16 protein-coding genes and 3 pseudogenes are annotated in these 20,967 nt (G+C 68.7%); 8 read left to right on the top strand and 11 right to left on the bottom strand.

From position 1 onward, the window contains the following. Positions 1-18: 18 nt before the first annotated feature. From PZE19_RS19005 to PZE19_RS18990, 4 genes and pseudogenes are all read right to left on the bottom strand, one after another. Positions 19-1,365 (bottom strand): response regulator, encoded by a 1,347-nt coding sequence (locus PZE19_RS19005; protein ID WP_277862203.1) that lies wholly within the window; start codon positions 1,363-1,365, stop codon positions 19-21. A gap of 112 nt (positions 1,366-1,477) precedes the next feature. Further along, a pseudogene (locus PZE19_RS33065) lies at positions 1,478-1,696 on the bottom strand (response regulator); the annotation flags it as partial. 330 nt (positions 1,697-2,026) lie between these two features. After that, positions 2,027-2,491, bottom strand: coding sequence for an IS5 family transposase (locus PZE19_RS18995; protein WP_277864368.1), 465 nt, complete (start codon positions 2,489-2,491; stop codon positions 2,027-2,029). Continuing rightward, positions 2,392-2,796 carry a transposase gene (locus PZE19_RS18990; protein WP_277862201.1) on the bottom strand — a complete coding sequence of 135 codons (405 nt, stop codon included), beginning with the start codon at positions 2,794-2,796 and terminating at the stop codon, positions 2,392-2,394. Before PZE19_RS18990 ends, PZE19_RS18995 begins: the two co-directional genes overlap by 100 nt. Before the next feature lie 115 nt (positions 2,797-2,911). Between PZE19_RS18990 and PZE19_RS18985 the strand changes: the two genes are divergently transcribed. Together PZE19_RS18985 and PZE19_RS18980 are read left to right on the top strand one after the other, a co-directional pair. Then, a complete protein-coding gene (locus PZE19_RS18985) occupies positions 2,912-3,931 on the top strand; it encodes an IS630 family transposase (protein ID WP_277862200.1) in 1,020 nt (339 codons plus the stop codon). Positions 3,932-3,994: 63 nt separating this feature from the next. Next, positions 3,995-4,438: pseudogene (locus PZE19_RS18980) on the top strand (helix-turn-helix domain-containing protein); the annotation flags it as partial. A gap of 1 nt (position 4,439) precedes the next feature. Here the strand turns inward: PZE19_RS18980 and PZE19_RS18975 are convergent. Then, a protein-coding gene (locus tag PZE19_RS18975) for a transposase (protein ID WP_277864356.1) occupies positions 4,440-6,016 on the bottom strand; the annotation gives its coding sequence in 2 pieces (ribosomal slippage) (positions 4,440-5,059 and positions 5,059-6,016; 1,578 coding nt in all). Here PZE19_RS18975 and PZE19_RS18970 point away from each other — a divergent pair. Further along, positions 5,906-6,868 (top strand): IS630 family transposase, encoded by a 963-nt coding sequence (locus PZE19_RS18970; protein ID WP_277864367.1) that lies wholly within the window; start codon positions 5,906-5,908, stop codon positions 6,866-6,868. The genes PZE19_RS18975 and PZE19_RS18970 overlap by 111 nt on opposite strands. A gap of 507 nt (positions 6,869-7,375) precedes the next feature. Continuing rightward, the gene (locus PZE19_RS18965; RefSeq protein WP_277862198.1) at positions 7,376-9,313 is read left to right on the top strand and encodes a RecQ family ATP-dependent DNA helicase; all 1,938 of its coding nucleotides are present in this window, start codon (positions 7,376-7,378) and stop codon (positions 9,311-9,313) included. A gap of 135 nt (positions 9,314-9,448) precedes the next feature. Here PZE19_RS18965 and tnpC read toward each other — a convergent pair whose 3' ends face one another. From tnpC to PZE19_RS18945, 5 genes and pseudogenes are all read right to left on the bottom strand, one after another. Then, on the bottom strand, positions 9,449-10,990 hold the full coding sequence (gene tnpC / locus PZE19_RS18960) for an IS66 family transposase (RefSeq protein WP_277862197.1): 1,542 nt from the start codon (positions 10,988-10,990) through the stop codon (positions 9,449-9,451). Continuing rightward, the gene (locus PZE19_RS18955) at positions 10,987-11,301 is read right to left on the bottom strand and encodes an IS66 family transposase (protein ID WP_277862196.1); all 315 of its coding nucleotides are present in this window, start codon (positions 11,299-11,301) and stop codon (positions 10,987-10,989) included. The genes tnpC and PZE19_RS18955 overlap by 4 nt, the downstream gene beginning before the upstream one ends. A 55-nt stretch (positions 11,302-11,356) precedes the next feature. After that, entirely contained in the window at positions 11,357-11,755 is a 399-nt protein-coding gene (gene tnpB / locus PZE19_RS18950; RefSeq protein WP_277862195.1) for an IS66 family insertion sequence element accessory protein TnpB, read from the bottom strand. Between the two features lie 264 nt (positions 11,756-12,019). Next, positions 12,020-12,133: pseudogene (gene tnpA / locus PZE19_RS33355) on the bottom strand (IS66 family insertion sequence element accessory protein TnpA); the annotation flags it as partial. A 490-nt stretch (positions 12,134-12,623) separates the two neighbouring features. After that, positions 12,624-13,445, bottom strand: coding sequence for an IS5 family transposase (locus tag PZE19_RS18945; RefSeq protein WP_277862194.1), 822 nt, complete (start codon positions 13,443-13,445; stop codon positions 12,624-12,626). A 766-nt stretch (positions 13,446-14,211) separates the two neighbouring features. Between PZE19_RS18945 and PZE19_RS18940 the strand changes: the two genes are divergently transcribed. The 4 genes from PZE19_RS18940 (at position 14,212) to PZE19_RS18925 (ending at position 17,177) form a co-directional block, all read left to right on the top strand. Next, positions 14,212-14,667: a hypothetical protein gene (locus tag PZE19_RS18940; protein WP_277862193.1), complete on the top strand. Its 456-nt coding sequence runs from the start codon at positions 14,212-14,214 to the stop codon at positions 14,665-14,667. Then, positions 14,664-15,680: a site-specific integrase gene (locus PZE19_RS18935; protein WP_277862192.1), complete on the top strand. Its 1,017-nt coding sequence runs from the start codon at positions 14,664-14,666 to the stop codon at positions 15,678-15,680. Before PZE19_RS18940 ends, PZE19_RS18935 begins: the two co-directional genes overlap by 4 nt. A gap of 218 nt (positions 15,681-15,898) precedes the next feature. Then, the gene (locus tag PZE19_RS18930; protein ID WP_277862191.1) at positions 15,899-16,690 is read left to right on the top strand and encodes a hypothetical protein; all 792 of its coding nucleotides are present in this window, start codon (positions 15,899-15,901) and stop codon (positions 16,688-16,690) included. Positions 16,691-16,865: 175 nt separating this feature from the next. Continuing rightward, positions 16,866-17,177, top strand: coding sequence for a hypothetical protein (locus PZE19_RS18925; protein ID WP_438269976.1), 312 nt, complete (start codon positions 16,866-16,868; stop codon positions 17,175-17,177). 123 nt (positions 17,178-17,300) lie between these two features. On the opposite strand, the gene PZE19_RS33060 is transcribed toward PZE19_RS18925, so the two are convergent. Next, positions 17,301-20,834 (bottom strand): glycosyltransferase family 39 protein, encoded by a 3,534-nt coding sequence (locus PZE19_RS33060; protein ID WP_277862190.1) that lies wholly within the window; start codon positions 20,832-20,834, stop codon positions 17,301-17,303. Positions 20,835-20,967 lie beyond the last annotated feature (133 nt).

The following is a 20,967-nucleotide window of genomic DNA, read 5'->3' as shown; positions in this document are numbered from 1 at the left end:
GGTCCTCCCGGCGATACGTCATCCCAATCCCTGCACGTCGGCGGGGCGGGCCGAACGCTTACGGACGCGGTCGACCACCTCGCGGCGGATCTCGTCCAGCAGCCGCCCCCGCGAATACGCGTCCTTCCGGACCACCCCGAGGATGTGCCCGTTGAGCCGGATGCGGTCCTCCGCGGTGACGTCCTTCGCCGTCAACACGAGGATCGGGATCGTCCGCCACGCTTCGCGTCGGCGCAGCTCCTGGGCGAAGCCGAACCCGTCCATCCCGGGCATCATCAGGTCCAGGACGATCAGGTCGGGCGTCGCTTCCGCCACGCGTTCCAGCCCGACCCGGCCGTCCTCGGCCTCGGACACGACCCATCCGTCGGCCTCGAGCGAGTGGCGGACCATCTGACGAGTCGCCGCGTCGTCGTCCACCACCAGGGCGCGGCAGTCCGTGCAGGTCCGGCGGTACTTCTTCAGGACCGTCGTAAGCCGCTTGCGGTCGATCGGCTTGGTCAGGTAGTCCGAGGCCCCCAACGCATAGCCCAGGTTCTTGTCGTCGACGATGGTCACCATGACCACCGGGATCTCCGCCACGTCGGGACTCGATTTCAGGGCTTCGAGAACCGCCCATCCGTCCATCCCGGGCATCATCACGTCGAGCGTTATGGCCGCCGGGCGGATCTCGCGCGCCAGCCGCAAGCCCTCCTCGCCCCCCGCGGCGTAAGCGACCTGGAAGCCGTCCTTCTTCAGGGCCCGACGCATCAAGTCGCGGACCGTCGGGTCGTCGTCGATCACGAGGACCGTGTCCCCGAGATCGGGCGGCGCGTCGGGGGTCGACGCCTCGGAGGCGGGCGCGTCGTCCACGGCCTCGGAGGGATCCGAGTCCGCGACGTCGTTCCTCGCCTCGGCCGGGAGCCGGATCGTGAAGGCCGATCCGCGGCCCGACTCGCTCTCGACGATGATGTCGCCCCCCATCATCTGGCAGAAGCGCCGGGTGATGGTGAGGCCGAGGCCGGTCCCGCCGTACTTCCTCGTGGTGGAGGCGTCGGCCTGGGTGAACGGCTGGAACAGCCGCTTCAGCTGGTCGGGCGTCATCCCGATCCCGCTGTCCCGGACGGTCAGCACGACCCACCCCCGGTCCTCGGCCCGTTCGATCGCCGCCCGCAGGGTGATCGTCCCCCGGTCGGTGAACTTGGCGGCGTTGCTGAGGAGGTTGAAGAGGGCCTGACGGACCTTCGTCAGGTCGGCGTGCATCGTCCCGAGGTCGCCGGGACAGTCGACCGCCAGCGCGTTGCCGTTCTTCGCGATCAAGGGCTCGATGGTGCCGACCACGCCGCGGACCAGCTCGGCCACGTCGAAGGTCTCCAGGTAGAGGTCCATCTTGCCGGCCTCGATCTTGGAGAGATCGAGGATGTCGTTGATCAGGCCGAGGGAAGTCGAGCGGCTTGGTCACGTAGTCGTTGGTGCCGAGGTTGAGCGCCTCGACGACGTCCTCGCTACGACTCTTGGCCGTGGCCATGATCACCGGCAGGTCGGATGCGCTTCGCGACTTCCTGAGGATGGACAGGACCTCCAGGCCGTTCAGGTCCGGCATCATGACGTCCAGGAGGACCAGATCGAAGGGACGTCCCGCGACCAGGTCGAGCGCCCGTCGGCCGTCCTCGGCCGCCGTCACGTCGTAGCCCTTCCGCTGGAGCCGCCGCGAGAGCATGTCGCGGTTCAGCTCGTTGTCGTCGACGACCAGGAGCGAGCCGGGGACGTTCAGGATCATCGTCCACGCCCGGCCGCGGCGACGCCGGCCGCGTTCGCGTTGATATGTATTTGCAAGTTCATGGGATGAAGAACACGATTCCTTTCCAGCGGCCGAGACCAGGTCCCTGGTTCAGGCCGGTCCGAGGGCAGCCTCCTGCGCCTTCTTGAAAGATGAAGCGGAGCACGGCGACATGGCGACAGATGGCTCCGGGCCTGGCGTCCGAGGAAAGTTGAGCCGCTTTGGCACTAGGTCGTATGGACACGAGGTAGGGAAACTGCGACGTCCAGGCTACTGGAGCATGACCATCATCGCGGCCACTTTCACGAACGCCAGGTAGTTGGCCGCCTTCTTCTCGTACCGCGTCGCCACCCGCCGATACTGCTTGGCCTTCGACCAGAACCGCTCGCACACGTTCCGCTCCCGATAGGCGTGGCGGTCGACCTGCCGCTGGACCTTGCGGCCCCGCTGCGTCGGGATCACGGCCCGCGCACCGCACGACTCGATCTCCTCCACCAGCGCCTTCTTGTCGTACCCCCGGTCGGCGATCACCTCCTCGGGCCGGTGGTCGGCCAGCAGCGCCTCGGCCTGCGCGATGTCCGACTCCTGCGCGCCCGTCAGCAGCAGCTCGACGGGGTGCCCGAGCCCGTCGCAGCTCATGTGGACCTTGGTGCCGAACCCGCCCCGGCTGCGGCCGAGGGCCTGATCGGCCTGGCCGCCGGCGCCGTCCCACTTTTTTTCGCCCCCGCGGCGCAGGGGTGGGCGCGGACGGCGGTGGAGTCGAGGATCAGGCGGTCGAGGTCCGGGTCGCGCAGCTCGGCCAGGATCGGGTCCCACCGCCCCTCGGCGGCCCAGCTGTCGAACCGCCGCCACTGGCTGTTGCCGTTGCCCAGCCGCTCGGGCAGGTCGGCCCACGCCGCCCCGGTCCGTGCGATCCAGAGGGCCGCGTCGAGGAAGCGGTGGTTGTCCCGCGCGACGCCGCCATGCTGCCCGGGCCGCCCCGGCAGCAAGCGCTCGATGCGGCGGAAGTCGGTGTCGGAGATCGCGTGGCGATGGCTCATCGATGACCCTCGTGGTGTCCGGCTCGATCGCCATATCACCCAGAACGCCTACCTCGTGTCCATACGGCCTAAGCGGGTGGACCTGGTCTTTCTATAATTCGGCATGATCCGCACCATGCTCGACGACACCACCCGCGACGAACTTCGCGCCCTCCGCCGCGCCGACCTGCCGCCCAAGGTACGCGAACGCATCGAGATGGTCGCCCTCTCGGACGTCGGCTGGTCGGCCCCGAGGATCGCCGACCATCTCGGCCGCCGCCCGCAGACCGTCCGCGACCTGCTCCGCTCATTCAACGCCCGCGGCGTGGCGGCCCTGCGCCCCTTCGCCAGCGGCCCGGCCCCCGACGCCGAGCGGAGCGACCGGGTCGTCTCCGCCCTGGGCGAGATGCTAGGCGAGCGGCGCACCTGGACCAGCCGCCAGCTGGCCGAGGCCTTGGCCGGCCGCGGCATCGGCATGGGGCCGAGGCAGGTCCGCCGCTACTTGAAGCGGATGGGCGCCCGCTACCGCCGCACCGGCTCGACCCTCCGGCATAAGCAGGATCCCGAGAAGGCCGAGCGGGCCGGCCGGGTGCTGGCGAACCTGAAGGATAAGGCGGCCGCCGGACGGCTGAGGCTTTACTACCTCGACGAGTGCGGCTTCGCCCCCACGCTGCCGACCGCATGCAGCTGGGCCCTGGCCGGCGACCGGAAGCTCGTCGAGTACGAGGCCCCGCAGGGCCGGCGCGTCGACGCGATCGCGGCCTACCGGCCTCACGGCCCGGCACCGCGGCTGGACGTCTTCACGGCCGAGCGGACATGGGACGCCTACGACCTGCTGGGCTTCCTGAGGGCCTTGCCGACGGCGAAGGCGCCGAGGGTCGTGGTGCTGGACAACGCCGGGCTGCACACCGGCAAGGTCGTTCGCGCCGCAAAGCCGCGTCTGGCCCGGGAGGGGATCCATCTGTACTACCTGCCGCCCTACAGCCCCGAACTGAACGAGCCGGAGCCGGTCTTCCGCCAGGTCAAGTACCAGGAGATGCCGCGACGGAGCTATACGACCCGAGTCGGCCTACGCGAGGCCGTCGAGGAGGCGTTCAGCGGCTACGGCCGTCGGCTCCCTCGAAAACCTGAAGAAAGACTACGACCGGCCGCTTAGTGGTCCGCCACACCTGAGTTGACGGTTTTGGTAGGATCTCTTCCACGAAGGAGGAGATCCGCCATGGCCCTGAAGGACAAGCGCCTCGTCCGGCTGACCGACGATCAACGGAGGCAGCTCGAGAAGATGATCGCCGGGGGCCGCCACGCCGCGGCCGCCCTCGTCCACGCCCGCATCCTGCTCAAGGCGGACGTCGGCCCCAGCGGGCCCGGGCTGGGCGACGCCGCGATCGCCGAGGCGATCGAGTGCTCGGAGGGCACGGTCGCCCGCGTCCGCAAGCGGTTCGCCGAGTGCGGGCTCGACGCGGCCCTTCACCGCAGGAAGCCGACCGGCCGACGATACCGCAAGCTCGACGGGGCGCAAGAGGCCCGGCTCGTCTCACTGGCCTGTTCCTCGCCGCCGGACGGGAAGGCTCGGTGGACGCTCAAGATGCTGGCCGACCGGCTGGTCGAGCTGGAGTCGGTGGACGCCGTCAGCGACGAGACGGTCCGCCGGGTCCTAAAAAAAACTAGGACGGTAGAGCCGGCTTGATCATGATCTCCTTAAGCGACAGCAGGTAAGCCGCGGGATCGCGGCGGAAGCGGTGGCCCATCTTCCTGACCTCCTGCCTCCGCTCCAGCCCACCGCGGAGCGCCCGCCACGCCGCGAGGTCCGATGGCACCAGGTCGGCCCTCTCGATCGGCCGGAGCCGGGTCGCGGTCGCCGAGACCAGCCGTACCGAGCCCCGCACCACCATCCCCGGCGACGCCACCTTGCGGCCGCTGCAACGCCGCTCGTGATGGCGATACGAGCCGAACAGTTGCTCCAGGTCGTTGTTGGTCCGCGGCAGGCCGGCCGTGTCATAGCAGGCGAACAGCCCGGGCCAGTAGCTCCGCGTCACCTTCAGGAAATGGCCGACCGCGTCGTCCAGCCCCCCGGCGGCATCGCGATGCCGCCCTATCTCCCCCATCAGCCCGACGAACCGACGCCGCACCCCGGCGGCGTCGAGCCCCGCCTTGTTCCGCAGGATCGCCGCGGCGCGATGCACCCGGCCGAACGCCGCACGCACCTCGGGCCACGCCGAATCGGTCGCCTCCAGGCCCCCGGCCAGGATCGCACGCAGCCGCGTCAGTTCTTTCGGGAGCCCCTTTTGGCGCCGACCTCGTCCAGGCCCTCGGCGACCTTCGCCAGCCGGTCCCGCAGCACCAGGCCCGAGGCCGCCAGCGGCGGCCGGCCGTCGTCGGTCAGCGACGTGCGGACCGCGGCGCAGTAGCCCCGGATCGCCGTCGCCTCGTCGTCGTCGCGGCCCTCGACGGCCCGCTCGATCGGGCGGATGCCCCGGACCTTCTTCTTGAGCGTGACCTTGGCGTGGCGATCGGCCTCGTAGATCGGCCGGGCCGCCTCGCGGAGGTAATGGAACTGGCAGAGCTGGTGCGGCACGCCGGGCAGGGCTTCGGCCACGGCGTCGCGGATGGAATGCTGGCCGTCGGAGATCACCCCGACGATCGGCACGCCGGCGGCCCCCTCGGCCTCGGGCTGGAGGGCGGACCTCACCTCGCCGAGCAGCTTGGCCAGGTCGGCCCGGCAGGAGGAGAGAAGGCTCCGGGCCAGGAGGATCTCGCCGGAGAGGACGTCGCGGATGACCCAGAGGACCTCGTGGCCGACGTCGGGCTGGAGCCCATCGATGGCCAGGATCACCCGCCCGGCCTCGGCGACGACCCGGCGGAGTCGGGCGGGGTCGGACAGCGAGAGGGCGAGCAGCTCGTCGTAGCGGTCCAGCAGGCAGGAGACGCTCCGCACGCAGATGCCCACCCCGCGTCGGGTCAGCTCGGCGTGGATCTCGGCGACGCCGCGGTGCTCGACATGGCGGAGGCGACCGACCAGGGCGATGACATCCAGGCCGAACTCCTGCTGCGGCAGGGCGATGGCCCCCTCGGCTTCGGCCCGGAGCGAGACGTTGTGGCGGGGGCAGTCGGCATCGCGGCAGCGTCGGACCTGGACGGCGAATCGGGTGAGCCCCTCGAGGGTGGCGACGACGCGGCGGCCCTTGTAGGCGGCCCAGAGGGGCCGGTCGCACCCGGGGCAGACGCGGGTGGCGGTCGTCAGCTCGACGGTGCGAGTGGGGGCCGGTCGTGGCGTCCGCTTGGGCTTGGGCATCGGTCGACTCCTGGAGGGCTTCCCCAGGAGAACCGATGGCAAACTACCGATCAAGCCGGCTCTACCGTCCTAGAAAAAAACGCGCTCAAGCCCTGGCTGAAGCAGCAGTGGGTCATCCCGCCGAAGGCGAACGCCGAGTTCGTCTGCGCGATGGAGGGCGTGCTGGAGGTCTACGCCCGGCCCTACGACCCGAGGCGGCCGGTGGTCTGCGCCGACGAGGGGGGCAAGCAGCTGATCGGCGACGCCCGGCCGCCGCTCCCGGTCCGCCCGAGGCGTCCGGCCAAGGAGGACTACGAATACGTCCGGCACGGGACGGCCAACCTGTTCATGGCCTTCGAGCCGCTGGCGGGGGAGCGGCGCGTGGAAGTGACCGAGCGGAAGACCAAGGCCGACTTCGCCCGGCTGCTGAAGCGGATCGCCGACGAGTGGTACGCGGACGCGGAGCGGGTCACGCTCGTGGTCGATAACCTGAGCACCCACAAGCCGGCGGCCCTGTACGAGGCGTTCGAGCCGGCCGAGGCGCGGCGGATCCTGGGGCGACTGGAGTTCGTCTACACGCCGAAGCATGGGAGCTGGCTGAACGTGGCGGAGTGCGAGTTGTCGGTCCTGGCCCGCCAGTGCCTCGACCGCCGCATCCCCGACATGGGCTCGCTCAGGCTCGAGGTGGCGGCCTGGGAGGCCGGCCGGAACGCGGCCGCCGTGAAGGTCGACTGGCAGTTCGCGACGGCGGACGCCCGGGTCAAGCTCAAGCGGCTGTACCCGGTCCTGGAAACCACAAACTCAGGTGTGGTGAAACACTAGACCCCCGATGCGACGTTCCGCGAGGACGAGTCCCGCATCCGCGAGGTGCACCTGCGCGAGAATATGGCCTGGATGAACCGATTCTGCCTCTCCCTGCTGAGGCAGCACCCCGGCCGTCAGAGCGTCGCCGCGAAACGCCGCTACTGAGGCCGGAGCGGAGACTTCCTCATGCAAGTCGTTATCGGATCAACACGTTAGTTGCCGCTGGCCCTGCGTGCAGCGGCCGGATTATGGAGAAAGACGGATCGACGGGGATGACCTGGGGCGGCTGGTGACCTCCGGCAGACTCGGCCGAGCCCGCGAGCGGGTCGACGTCGAGCCGCCGAGTCCCATCCTCGTCGGGCATTCTCCACCCCGAATGTACGCGGCGGGATGGGGACCGCCGGCTGGATCTTGACGTTCTCGCGGCGGGGCGTATCGGCAACAATGGAGCCCCCCGTCGAGATCCGTCTCGTGGATGCCGGCCGGGGCCTCCGGTCGGACTTGCCGAGAGAAGGATCACCCCGCATGACCGCCACCATCGACGAGGCCCGAGCGACCCTGGGCCGGGTGTTCGGCTTCGCCGAATTCCGCGAGGGGCAGGAGGCGGTCGTCTCGCGACTTCTGGATCGCCGTTCAGTCCTGGCGATCTTCCCCACCGGCGCCGGCAAGAGCCTCTGTTATCAACTGCCCGCCCTGCTGCTCGACGGCCTGACGGTCGTCGTCAGCCCCCTGATCGCCCTCATGAAGGACCAGGTCGACTCGCTGGTCGCCCGGGGCGTCGCCGCCGCACGGCTCGACTCCAGCCTCGATGCGCACGAGGCCGGGCGGGTCCACGCCGACCTCCGATCCGGCCGGCTCCGGATCCTCTTCATCGCCCCGGAGCGGCTGGCCGGCGAGCGGTTCGTCGCCACCGTGTCCGGGCGGCCGATCGCGCTGCTGGCCGTCGACGAGGCGCACTGCATCAGCGAGTGGGGGCACAACTTCCGCCCCGACTACCTGCGGCTGGCCCGCGTCTCGCGGGGCCTGGCGGTCGGCCGGGTGCTGGCGCTGACGGCCACCGCCACGCCCGAAGTCGCCCGCTCGATCGCCGAGGCGTTCGGGATCTCGCCGGGCGACGTCGTCCGCACCGGGTTCCACCGGCCCAACCTCGAGTTGCATGCCACGCCATGCTCGTCCGCCGAGCGAGACGAGTTCCTGCTGCAACGCCTGGCGGCCCGCCCGCCGGGCCCGGCGATCGTCTACGTCACGCTCCAGAGGACGGCCGAGGGCCTGGCCCGCCGGCTCGTCGAGCACGGCCACGACGCGCACGCCTACCATGCGGGGCTGGGCGACGAGGTCCGGCACGCGGTGCAGGACCGGTTCATGGCCTCGACTTCGATGATCGTCGTGGCGACGATCGCCTTCGGCATGGGGATCGACAAGGCGGACATCCGCGCCGTCTACCACTACAACCTGCCCAAGGGCCCGGAGAATCACGCCCAGGAGATCGGCCGCGCGGGCCGCGACGGCCGGCCCGCCGCCTGCGAACTTCTGGCCTGCCCGGAGGACGTCGTGACGCTGGAGAACTTCGCCCACGGCGACACCCCCACGCGCGAGGCTATCGGCTCGTTGCTGGCCGACGTCCTGGCCCGCGGCGACGAGTTCGACGTCTCGATCCAGGGGCTGTCCGTCGCCCACGACATCCGGCCCCTCGTCGTCGAGACGCTGCTCACCTACCTCGAATTCGAGGGGGTCGCGGAGTCGACCGGACCATTCTACGCCGAGTTGAAGGTCGAGCCGACGCGGCCCCTGAAAGAGATCCTCGCGCGGTTCGACGAACGTCGGGCCGAGTTCCTGGGCCGAGTGTTCGGCCAGGCACGGAAGGGGAACCGGTGGCTCACGCTCGACGTGCGCGCGGCGGCCACGGCCCTGGGCGAATCTGGAGCCAGGCTGTCCAAGGCGTTGACCTACCTCGAGGAGCAGGGCGAAGTCGTCCTCCAGGCCACGGGACTGCGCCAGGGCTATCGTCGCTCGGCCGGGGGGCCCGGGCTCGCGGTCCTCGTCGAGGCCATGTGGGCCCGTTTCCGGCGGCGCGAGGCACGCGAGGCCGAGCGTGTGCATCGGATGCTGGCCTTCGCCCACGAGGCGGGCTGCCTGACCCGCCGGATGCTGTCCTACTTCGGGGAGGATCTGGCCGGCGATTGCGGCCACTGCGGGCCCTGCCTGGGCGTCGGTCCGCGGCCGCCGGTCCCCACGCCCGTCCGGCCGTTGGGCAGGGCGGAGGGGATGCTCGTCGATGCGTTGCAAGCCCAGGCGCACCCGGCCCTGGCGACCCCCCGGCAGATGGCCCGGTTCCTCTGCGGGCTGTCCTCCCCGGCGACGAGCCGGGCGAAGCTCACTCGGGACAAGAGGTTCGGGGCGTTGGCGGACGTGCCGTTCGCGCGTGTGCTGGAATACCTCGCGGACGCCGGACTCGCGGGCTGAACCACGAGGCGCTCCGGGGTCCGTCGTCATCGTCTTGGTCACATCGTGGCCCGCAAACCCGGAGGCCGGCTGCCAGGCCTGCTCAACGCCCGAAGGCGTCATCGTCTTGGTTACCGACGCCGCCATCCATCACGATCACGCCCCAAATTCTGCTCTACGCCTGAAGGCGTCATCGTCTGGTTCACAGTAGCGAGCCGTCCTCCTTGGTCGTCGCCGTGAAGTCTGCTCAACGCCTGAAGGCGTCATCGTCTGGTTCACGTGGTCCGCGCCCGCGACCTGCCGACGCGGCAGGGCCGGCGCGGCCCCGAAGGCGCAGCAAAAACGACCCCGACCCGGCCGGATTGCCCCCTCGCCACGCCCCGTCGACCTGGCTACGGGGGACGCCGCCGTGGTCCGGGTACTGCTCGTCGTCGCCGGACTTGGCGGTCCGGTGTCATCAGGTCGAGCGGGACGCCACACCAGCCATCGGTGGCGGCCGTGATCACCCCGCCAGGGCTGATCCCGAGACGCATCGGAGAGCCCACCAGCGATCGGGCAGCAATTCCGCGACCCGCCGGGCCTGGTGGGCGTAGACCCGATCCAGAACGTCGCGGAGGTAGGCGAAGGGTCCATCTTCAAGGCCCGGCAAGTCGACGCTAGGCAGAGCAAGATCGCCGCGGTCCAGCCACCACTCTCGCTCCCGGCGGACAACCAGTTCTTGCGGCCGAGGGCGATCGGCTTCACGGCCCGCTCGCCGGCATTGTCGTCGATCGACAGGTATCCGGCCTCGGCGAGTCGGTTCAACGCCGCCCAGTTCGACCGGGCATAGCCGATCGCCGCGCCGATCGGGCTCTTCGGCAGCACGACCCGGGCCTGCTCGTCCAGCCAGGTCCCGAGCCGTGTCAGCAACGGGACGGACCGGTCCCGTCGCAATGCGAGGCGAGCCTCGTCGTCCAGGCCCGTGCCCGTCGCCTCCACGGCGTAGAAGGCGCGGATCCGCGCCGACGCCTCGTGGGACCGCTCGGGGTCGCTGGTGCGGGCGTCGTAGAACTTGCGGCGCGCTTGGGCGAAGCACCCGACCTCGACGACGCCCCGGGAGTAGATCCGGTCGTAGCCGCTGTAAGCATCGGCCTGGAGGTAGCCCTCGTAGTCCCCCAAAAACTGCTCCGGGCCGTCCCGGCTGCGGTCGGCCGTGTAGTCGTACACGACATAAGGACGCTCCCGATCGCCGAGGTAGACCCACAGCCGGGCGGTGCGGGCCCGATCGAGCCGACGGTCCAACACCGGCACGGTGGCGTCGTCCGTCTGGATCACTCGCGACTTGAGGACCTCGTCCTTCACGGCCTTCCAGATCGGCTCCAGCAGCCAGGCCGACTGGGCCATCCAGCCGCACAGGGTCTTGCGCGACAGCTCGACGCCATGACGGGCGAAGATCCCCTTCTGCCTGTAGAGAGGCAGGTGATCGGCGACCTTGCTCGTGATCACCTGGGCAAGGAGCCCCGGGCCGGGCAGCCCCTTCTCGATCGGCTGGGGCGGCTTGTCCGCGACGGGGACGTGCCCCTGGCAATGCCGGCAAGCGACCTCGATCGTCACGTGCTCGACGACGAACAGCGAGGCGGGATGCTCGCTCACCTCCTCGCCGATGGGGCTGCGGTAATGGCCGCATCCGGGGCAGGCCCGCTGCTCCGGGGGGATCACATGGACCCGACGCTCGCGGGCAGGTCGGCCGGCAGCGGCTTGCGGTCGTGCCCCTTGGCCCGTCCCGAGGCAGACGGGGCCGGTGGCTCCGCGGGCGACCCGGGAGCTGGCACGACGCCGGAATCGTCCTCGGCCTGGTCGGCGAAGAGGGGCAACTGGTTGGGATCGACTCGCTCGGATCGAGGTCCGCAGAGCCGCCTCAAAAGGAGGTCGAGTCGGTGGCCTAGCTGCTCGACCTGGCGATGGGCGTCCCGCAGGCTGGCCGCCAGCTCGCGGATCATGCCGTGGCACGTGGCCAAATCGTCGGGCAACGCGGCGGTCTCCATGTCCCCATTCTGGCCGCCGCAAAGGCCTGGCGCAAGCCCGTCATCCGGTTTTCTCGCCCCCGGGATGAGGTCCGACGACGACTTGAGTTGCCGGGGATGGCCGGGCGTAGCGAGGCCGCCGCCGGATCGAGGACAGGTCCATGGCCCCCAGGATCATGGCCAGGTCGATGGCCCTGATCTCCGCGACGTCGCCGTCGCAGGCGGGGAAGCGCAACGTGCCACGCTCCAGGCGGCGGTACCAGAGGGCGAAGCCGTCGCCGGCCCAGTAGAGCACCTTGATCCGATCCCCCTTCCGATTACGGAAGACGAACGACGCGCCGCAGAGCGGGTCCTGCCGGATCACCTCTGTCGCCATGCGGGCCAGGCCCTCGAACCCGCGCCTCATGTCCGCCGGCCGGGCCGAGACGAAGATGCGGACAGACGACGGCCAGCTCAGCATCCTGGCACCTCCAGGACGGCGATGACCTGGAGTAGCGCCCCGGCGTCGAAGCCCGGGGGGATGACGATGCGGCGCCCGCCGCCAAGGATGACCCTCCACGGCGCCGCCGGGCGTCGGCTGCGGGCCCGAGGCCGGCGACGTTCGATCGTCCCCGACGACTCGGACCGCGTGGAAGGCGGGTGCCCGATCGCCCGCGGGCGGTGCGGCCGGTCGCGTCGCATCACCCCCCGGCCCGGCGGGGAGACGATAGAGCCGGCGACGGAAGATGTGGAGCGGGACGCCGCGGCGGCGGCAGAACTCGGGCTGGGTCAGGCCGCTGTCGCGCCACTCGCGGCAGAGGCTCGCCCAGTCAACTACTTGTAGAGATCGTCTGGCCATCGGGCGCCCTCCGATGAAGTCTTGGTAGAGCGATCATCGCGGGTCGCTGCCCGGAATCGAAGATGCCCTTGGCCGGAGGGACACCGGACTCTGGCACGCCGCGTTCTGTCACCGGAGGACCGATTACGCCCCCGTTGTTCACAACGAGGTCGTCAAGACGGTGAGCTTCAGCGCAGACGGCCGTCGCGTCGATCCGGGGGTATGGCGTCGCGAAAGTCCGGGAACTCGATCCCGACGGAGGCCCGGTGGAGGAATTGATCGAGCTGGTCGGGCCAACGCCAGCGGTCGGTGGCCTGGCAACAGCCGGCCCGGGCCGATCCCAGAACGCATGGCTCACCTTGTCGACAGGACGGAGCCCTCGATCCGAACGGCATGACAGGGCAATCCGGTCTGACAGGCCCGACGATTTGATTTGATCGCCACGACCAACCTCGCCCTCCCCTCGGTCCTACACCATGCCGGACAAGCCGAGGCGTTGCCGGACATTGGATTAGGCCCTGTTGACGTTGGTCTTGGCTCGTAGGCGGATGAACCCGAGGGCCAGGTGAATCATCCCCAGAAACGTCGCCTTGAGCTTTTCGTACCGCGTGGCCACCCGTCGGAACTCCTTCAACTTGGCGAACAGCCGCTCCACCCGGTTCCGCTCGCGATTGGCCGCCTCGTCCAGCGGCTCGGGATCGACGCGGTTGGCCTTCGCCGGGATGACCGCTTCGGCCCCGATCGCCGCGCAGGCCCGCCGCTGCGCCGCCCCGTCGAACGCCTTGTCTCCCACCACCTGGTCGATCGCCTCGACCCGGGCGGCGGCACGCCGGAGCATCGGCTTCAGCAGCGGCGCGTCGTGGGCCCGGCCCGGCCGCACGTCCACCGCGATCGCCGTATCCTCGTCGGCCGCGGTCACGATGATCTTGCTGGTCAGCCCGCCCCGGCTGCGCCCCAGCCCCTGCCGCCGCGCCGAGGTCGCCGCCCCGAGGTGTTTCGTCTTCCGCGCCGCCCCCGCCGCATGCCGGTGGGCGCGAACATCGGTGGAGTCCACGAGCACCCGCCGGACCGCGCCGAACTGCGGGTCGGCGGTCATCGACTCGAACTGGCGCTCCAAGGCCCCGGAGGCGACCCACCGTCGGAACCGGTTGTACACGGCGTCCCAGGCCCCGAACTCGCCGGGCAGGTCGCGGAGCGGCACCCCGGTGCGTGCGAGATACAGCTGGGCCTCGAAGAACATCCGGTCCGGAAGTACGGGCGGATGGCCGCCTCGGTGTCGCTTAGCCTGGTTGACCAGCGGCTCCATCGCCGCCCACAGCCCGTCCGTGATCATGTACCGCATGGACTCCCTGACGTTGGGTGCAAGTCATCGATTGACGTAACTCGATAACTGCATAGTGCAACCAACGTCAACAGGGCCTAATCGAGCCTGCAAGCGTCCTCGAGGTCCGGACCAAGCTTCCAGATCAAGATCGCGGCGTGCTGGCCGACGAGTCGCTATCTTTCTCGCCCCTCCACATCCCCGAGCTGGGACGGGGCATCGCCAGGATGCCGTCCCGAATCGCCTCGGAGTTTGTGGGCCAGGCGGCCACGACTTCGGCGTAGATCGGGAGGTGCTTAGCACGGCCCGTAGGGGAGGGGGGCTGGAGGTTTACTCCTGCGGCCCGAATCCCTTGCCGTCGCCGATTCCGCGTCGGGCCTTGATCATGACTCGATGACAGGTCCCGCCGTCAAGGTGCCAGTCGGCCGACCAGCTATGACTCCAAGTCGCGGGCCTCAGCCATGGTGTGGGATAGGTCGCCGGGATCCGGGCGTTCGACAGAGCCAAGGTCGGCGGGCCAGGTGACTCGCCTTTCTCGGCCCGCCGTTCCCGTTCTGGTGGAGGAAATCATCCGGCATTCCCTTGGCTTCGTGACGGAAGGTCGTTGGCCAGCAAATACCGGTGGGTGGGCTTCCTCCCAATTCGACAGGGGGGCAGGGGATCACCTACTCGGCAATGGCTGGACTTCGATCGGCCGCACGGACCGCCCAGACCACACCGGCTGAATCCGTGAGCCAGTATAGGGTTCCGGACGTTGCCCTGAGGGGGTTTCACCCCAGTGTCACAATCTTCCAAGATCCCAAAGCGCACCAAGAAGAACGACGGAACATCCGATCGCCGGATGGTCCGCGCCGAGTTGCTCGGCCAGCACTCGCACACGACCGTGTGCCGGGCTCAGGTGCACATCTACAGCAGGGCCGGCAAGTACATCGCCAGGGGCCGCTACCGGGGGACGGCCTACGGGGAGACCCTCGGCGGCGACCTCCCCCAGGCCGCATCCCGGCTCCGCCGCCTGCTGACCGAGATCGAGGAGGGGACCTTCGTCCCTCCCAGGGCGGCCCGAAAACGCCCGCTCCGGGGCGGCCCCGTCCCCCGGCTCGACTTCCGGCAGCTCTGCGACGTCTACCTGGCCGAGGTCCGCCGGCTGCCAGGCAAGCGGACGGCCGGGACGTATCTATCCCGACTGTCGCCGACCCTCTGGTTCGCGGACGCCAGGGCCGCCCGCCGCCGATGACCCTGGCCATGGACCTGGACCGCGAGTTCGCCGTCGGCCTGCGGGCCTCGCTCTTCGACGCGCAGGTCACGGGGAACGGCCGCGCCGGGGCGCTTCCCAGGTCCATGTCCGTCCGGCAGGTCCACAACGTCCTGGCGACCCTGCGCGGGATGCTGGCTTGGGCCCTGCGCCCCGACGTCCGGACGCTCCCCGCGGAGTTCGTGAACCCGCTGGGCCCCGACGTCGTCGGCCGGAAGCCTGCGAAGGATCCACTGCGGGCCGTCAAGCTGCCGCAGGAGCTTCGCATCCGCCGGGTCGAGGCGATGGACGCCTGGCAGCTCTGCCACCTGGCCCCCTCGCTGGTCCTGCCGATGCGCCCCGACGAGGCGACCGGCCTGCTCATCGCCGACGTCGACTTCGAGCGCCGCCGGCTCCGTTTCGGGACCCGGCTCGGCGGCCGCGACTTCAACAAGGGCCGGCAATCGTTCGAGGTCCCATTCCCGGCCGAGTTGGAGCCGGTCCTCCGGGCCTGCGTCGCGGGCCGGGGGGCGGGCCCGCTGCATCGGGGTCGCGGCGTTTTCGAGGGCCTGGCTTCGCCCGGGCCGAATGTACTCGAGGACGGTGAGATCGAGACGACTTACAAGGCCACGCTCGCCGCCGCCGGCCGCGGGACGGTGCTCACCGAGCAGGACGCCAAGGCCGCCTTCCGCCGCCTGCTCCGCACGATGGGCGGGGCGTCCTGTGATCGGCTGTCCCGAGAGTTCGGCGGCTTGCTCCGGGGCCTGGGGATCGTCCGGGGGGTCCGATTCTACGACGCGAGGGCGGCAGTGACGACGGAGATGAACCGATCCGGGGTGCCGGGGCTCGAGCTGAGGAATCTGACGGGCCACGCGCCCGGGGACGTCTTGAACGCCTACGTCACGCTCGATCCCGACGGTGCCATGGCCGCCTACTTCCGCGCGATCGGCCCCCTCCTATCGGCCATCGACAGTAGGGGTCGGCTCTTGTTGGGGCCACGTGACGCTGCCCCGTAGAAGACCTTTAGTTGCACGATGAAACCATCGTGGGTGACGGCCCGGAGGGCGATCTCGCGGGCCCGCGACGGCTCGCTCCGCACGGAGGGCCGATCCCAGATGACGCTTGAGCATCGAGTTGACCGCCTCGACCAGCCACCGCTTCTCGTAGTAAGACATGACGCGCATCGCCACCTTTAGACACGACGCCGGCAACGACGTCACGGGGGGGCCGGGATATGTCCACATGGCTCGTCCGAACTTACGGTGGAGAATTCCTCGGCGAGGTCGAGGCTGAGGGGCATGTCCACGCCAACGGCCTCGCCGACGAGCGGTGGGCCGAGCGGCATGGGCCCCTGCTCGTCTGGCACAAAAAATTGTATAATCATATGTTAATTATAAAGGAGCAGGCATTCCGAAGGCGTCGCACGGCGAGCGCCTACCACGAGTCAGGGCACGCAGTGTTGGCGTGGCACTTCGGCCTGGACGTCAGCCGGATCGAAATCGGCTTCAAGCCCAATCAGTCGGGAGGTCGGTTCGCCGCCCTGATTGATTCGTACGGAAGCGCATCGTTCGGCGACGAACGACCCAGGTCGGTTTCCGGAGGCGAGTGGGCCGAGCGAACCATCATGGCGATCATGGGCGGACCCATGGCGGAGTATCGCTATCGTGGCCGTCCGGATTGGGAGGCCCCGAACCGTCGACGATTGAAGGGTAGCGACGCCCTCGGGATCCGAGTGAATATGACGGAAGCGCAATTTCGCGGCTGCGAATGCCTTACTTTGCCCGGCCCCGGCGATTTCTCCCTGGCTCGTCATAGGCTCCATTGCATCCCCCTCTATTACGAACGCCTTCGTCAGCGGGCCGCCCAAGCCCTCGACGTCGAGTGGCCCCAAGTCCAGGCGGTGGCGATCGAATTGCAGCTTCGGGGGATTCTCGATGCGGCCGCGTTCGAAGCCTTGTTGTCCGTCCCCAGGAAAAAAGCACCGCCATCCTCCGATGAGGCGTCTTCGCCTCTCACGACTGCCTGAAACTCCGCGGCGGAACGGGTATCGCCGAACATCGAGATCACTGGTCCCGTCATCCGGCGAGTCGAGCTACGGGTCGCCCCGTCCAGCGTCCCACGCGACCTCGCGAGGGACGTTCGCGACGAGGGTCCTGCCGTGACTGTGTCGCGGGGGGGGCTCTCCTGCGACGCGGCGCGAGGTGCGGGTCGACGAAGACCGCGGCGGCCTGCCGCGAGATGCTAAAGGTCGAGCCGTCGCCTCGACCTTCGCGAAGGTCGAGGGCGTCGATCCGAACTACGCCGCCGAACGCGCGTTGCGTTACGCCGTCTGCCGGCGCAAGACCAACTTCGGGACCGAATCGGCGGCCGGCTCGCGGTTCGTCGAACGCATCCAGACGTCGATCGAATCCTGCCGCCGCCAGTCCCGGGACCTGCTCGGCTTCCTCATCGAAGCCGTCTCCGCCCACCGCTCAAGCGGCACGCCGCCCTCGCTCGTCTCTGCCGAGGCGTGAATGGTTACGGAGGTCGATCATCATGTTATTGTTTATATATGCGGTGTTTCGATGCCAGGGTCGATCGCGAATGACACCACACCTCCGTGGAGCACGAAGACGGCTTTAACGTCGGTGCGAGCGTCAATTTCCGCGAAATCCCTGATAGCTGCCTCGCGAGGAATCCCACAAATATACTGTCCAAAGGTATCCACGAAATGCAATCTGAAAGTTTTTCCGCAGGAATAGCTCGATCCGCGCCGCAGGGTATTCCCAGCGGATGTTCTTTCCCCGGGTGCGAAATTTCTCGCGGTTGACGACGACCCAGAGCCGGTCGTGCTTTCGGCAGGCCTCGACGAGATCGTCGAGCGAACCGATGACTTCGCCTCCGCCGTTCCTGTCGATGAGCCGGCCCTTCTGGAGCATCACGAAGTCCTGCAGCAACGGGACCGTGAGGTCATACTCGACATGTCCCGCTTCGAGGTAGGCCGCATGAGGATGCGGCTCATTCGCCGCGATCGCGTCGCCGGGCCTGAGTTGACCGCGGATGAATCGAAAAGCGCCCGTCGAGTCGTTGAGGATCTTGCAGTCATACGAATCGACGATCCGCCAGGGCGCCCAGTCGAGCAGGAAAGCCACGTAGATCGGTGCGGCGAGGATCGCGGCGAAGCTCCTGGCGTTGGTTCCTCCCGATCGCTGGGTATGGACGGCAAGTCGCTCCGCGATCAAGGCCAGGCCCCGGATCGCGAGCAGGAGCCACAGGACGATCAGCCAATACTGATATCTCAGGCTGACATGCGTGATCATCAAGTTGGTGAGGATGGTCCCGGTCAGCATGAAGAAGAGGAGTGCCCAGACGACCCGGCCTCCGCGGCGGATCAGGAGCGGCAAGGCCAGGACCATGATCAAGGAAGGAGCCACGTGGAGCCTTGAATAGGCGAGGAAGAGGGAGACGAAGTTGTAGGGGTCCCAGTAATGCGGCTTGATCGCCGCCTCGACGTTCGGAGAGACCCCTTCGACGCGCGTCAGGCAGCGCGTCTGGAACACCAGGAGATCGAGGACGATGAAAGCGACCGCGAGCGCCCCGACGATCCCCAGTTTTATGTTCGCCTTCCATCCCGCGTCTCGCCCGAACCAGAATAGGCCCAGCAGAAGCTGGAACGCCATGATCGCGGTGATCTCCTGGCTGACCACGGCGAGGAAGAATGCGATCACGGTGAGGTATCGATACTTCCTGGAGGGCGTCCCGAGAAATCCCTCGCAGAACCAGTAGACCGCGAGCAGAGAGAAGAATTGCTGCTGCTGATAGAATCGCACGAGGTGGGCCGAGAAGATCGCGAACGGGTGGAGCGTGTAGAGCAGCATCGCGCCGAGGCCGACCCACGGCCGGTGCATGAGCCGATCGGCGAGCCGATACATCAGGAGGGCGGTGGCCACTCCCAGAGCCGCGCATGGGAGCCGCATCGCCCAGAGATTTTCCCCGAACGCCCAGACGATGGCGCCGACGAGGTAGTGATACGCCGGACTGCGGGTGTAATACACCCCATCGGGCACGAACTTGGGGGCTCCCGATCGGGCTATCCCGAGCACGGCCTGGCAGGAGGCGTATTCGTCGTCATCGAGCGGCTGAAAATCCATCTTGTAGATCCTCAGCACGCCGCACAGGACGAGTACCACCCCGACCAGCGGGATCCACGCCCGTGTCTTCGGAAGGCGGACCAGGCGGTCGCCCAGAGAGCGAAACGGCGCGCAGAGGAGGATGGGCGAGGCGGCCGCCAGCATGAAGACCGCCGGCCAGACTCGCGGGATCCGGAAGAGGATAGCCTCGTGACGTTCGGCCCACGACGCCTCCGTGAGGAGTGCCGCGAACAGGATCGCGATGGGCGGCAGGATGAACCGGCCGAGGGACCTCGCGGCCTGATCCAGGGCGGCCGACGGCTCGCCGGCGGCTCGACGCTCGCGACAATACGCCACCCCCAGGGCGAGAGCGATCGCCGTCGTCGAAGCCAGGAGGGAACCAAGTACCCATCCGACCTTCTGCACGAGGATCTGTGAGGGATCATGGGCGATCCCGCGGTAGACCGTCGTGGGCCAGCTCTTGCCGAGGACTCGCGCGGGGCCGAGGACCTCCGCGGACCGCCATTCCGAAACGGCGCCCGACGGCTCCTGAGTCCGACAGCCGATTCGGCTGCCCGAGCCTACCTCAAGGGCGACCCGCGAGCCGTCTCGGAAGAGCGCCTCGCCGTCGACGGCCAGCTGGGGCGCCCAGCTGAAACCCTCGGGGCTGAGGGGCGGGATCATCCGGACCTCGATGGTGTTCCGGCCGGCGCGGATCATCGACCGTATGTTGTAGGCGAGCAGCCCGCCGATCGCCCGATCGCGTCCGAGCGCCTTTGGCTGATGGGGCTCCGGCTGGGGGGGCATCAGGTCGTGGGGCATGACGTCCTCGCCCTCGGCCTTGATCGGGTCGTAGGTTCCGGGGAGGTCGCTTCGCGTGGTCGCGCGGGATACGTCTCGGGTCTTGTTCCATTGCTTCTCTTTGGCCCACCGGTCCCTGAAAACGGTCGACGACGGGTCGCCGTGTCGGGGCGACTCGAAGCGATCGCCGACGAATAGCGATCCGACCTCGTCGGGGTCGAGAAGTTCGGGCGCCGCTGGGAGGTCGGCCCCGCGCGGAGTCCCCAACAACCAGTCGCCCGAGTCGAGATCCGGATTCCCCAACAGGGGCAACATCACTCTCCGGCCATTGACGAAGAGGTCGAACGTGCGATTCGCGACCAGTCGGATCCAGGCGTCGTCGGGGATCGAAGGGAGGTCCCACTCCATCGAGAACCAGACGGCGTCGCCCGCCCCAGCCTCGCGGCTCCGGACCCATCGCCCTGCAAAGGGCGTCGTCAGCAGCCGTTCGTCGAACGATTGAAAATGCAGGTCGCCGGGCGCCCGTCCCGAGCGGGAGACGTCGACGGCCTGGTGCCACGATCGGTCGGCGTAGTCCTTCTCGGTCCAATCGTGCCGGATGTCGAACGGGGGTACCGGCTCGGCGAGCCATTCGTCGTTGGAGTCGATCCGGATCCGCTCCCCGGACCAGAGCAGGATCTCGCCCTCCAGCTTGACCATGGCCGGGGCCGACCGCGTCTCAAGTTCCAGGGTAATGACGTTGGGGCCGGGCCGGAGGTGCTGGGTGATGTCGAGGAAGACCGGCAGCCAGTCGTTGCGGTGCGACGACCACTGGTACTCCCTCGGGAAATTCAAGGCCAGCGTGGGTGGGCTTGGGTTGAGGAGCTGGCCCGCTTCGCTGAGGCCCGTTTGGAAGGGGCGGGTCGGCCGCCAGAGGTACCATCTGCCGCTGGGATTTTGGTTGACGCAGATCTCGAATCCCTCGCGAGCCGCGACGGAGACCCAGGCGTGCTTGACCGGTCCGGGGAGCCTGACGTGCCGCCGGAAGTAGCCGGCGTACGTAGGAGGCCCCGGGGCCTTGATCCAGTCCCCGCCCATGTGCAGCCGCCGGATGAAAGGTCCGGGGCTGGAACGCCAATGCCCGAGAGCCAGGCCCAGGAGCAGGCCGGAAAGCGACGTCAACAAGATGAGCGTCGAGATCGAACTCCACACGCGGTTCGATCGACCGGTCTCGGATCGAAAGCGGGGGAGGAGTTTCCTGAGCCTGATCGCGAGATTCACGGCGTCACTGCCTTCGAAGGACGAGGATGATCCGGCGGGCCCCATCTCCAGGGGCGTCCCCGCGATCCGCTCGTCTTCTCCATTCGGGAATCGAATCAGGCGGGGCGGTCGAATCGATGTTCGAGGCTCCCCC

Source organism: Paludisphaera mucosa (assembly GCF_029589435.1).
In the GTDB taxonomy this organism is placed as follows: Bacteria; Planctomycetota; Planctomycetia; order Isosphaerales; family Isosphaeraceae; genus Paludisphaera; species Paludisphaera mucosa.
Note: the sequence above shows the minus strand (reverse complement) of the source record. Positions and strands in the feature narration are given on the sequence as shown.

What these genes read in the sequence shown, in the direction of transcription:
- PZE19_RS18935 (WP_277862192.1), top strand. Translation starts at nt 14,664, where the DNA reads ATGACCCTGGCCATGGACCTGGACCGCGAGTTCGCCGTCGGCCTGCGG.
- PZE19_RS18965 (WP_277862198.1), top strand. Translation starts at nt 7,376, where the DNA reads ATGACCGCCACCATCGACGAGGCCCGAGCGACCCTGGGCCGGGTGTTC.
- PZE19_RS19005 (WP_277862203.1), bottom strand. Translation starts at nt 1,365, where the DNA reads ATGGACCTCTACCTGGAGACCTTCGACGTGGCCGAGCTGGTCCGCGGC.
- PZE19_RS18945 (WP_277862194.1), bottom strand. Translation starts at nt 13,445, where the DNA reads ATGATCACGGACGGGCTGTGGGCGGCGATGGAGCCGCTGGTCAACCAG.
- tnpB (WP_277862195.1), bottom strand. Translation starts at nt 11,755, where the DNA reads ATGCTGAGCTGGCCGTCGTCTGTCCGCATCTTCGTCTCGGCCCGGCCG.
- PZE19_RS18990 (WP_277862201.1), bottom strand. Translation starts at nt 2,796, where the DNA reads ATGAGCCATCGCCACGCGATCTCCGACACCGACTTCCGCCGCATCGAG.
- PZE19_RS18985 (WP_277862200.1), top strand. Translation starts at nt 2,912, where the DNA reads ATGCTCGACGACACCACCCGCGACGAACTTCGCGCCCTCCGCCGCGCC.
- PZE19_RS18930 (WP_277862191.1), top strand. Translation starts at nt 15,899, where the DNA reads ATGTCCACATGGCTCGTCCGAACTTACGGTGGAGAATTCCTCGGCGAG.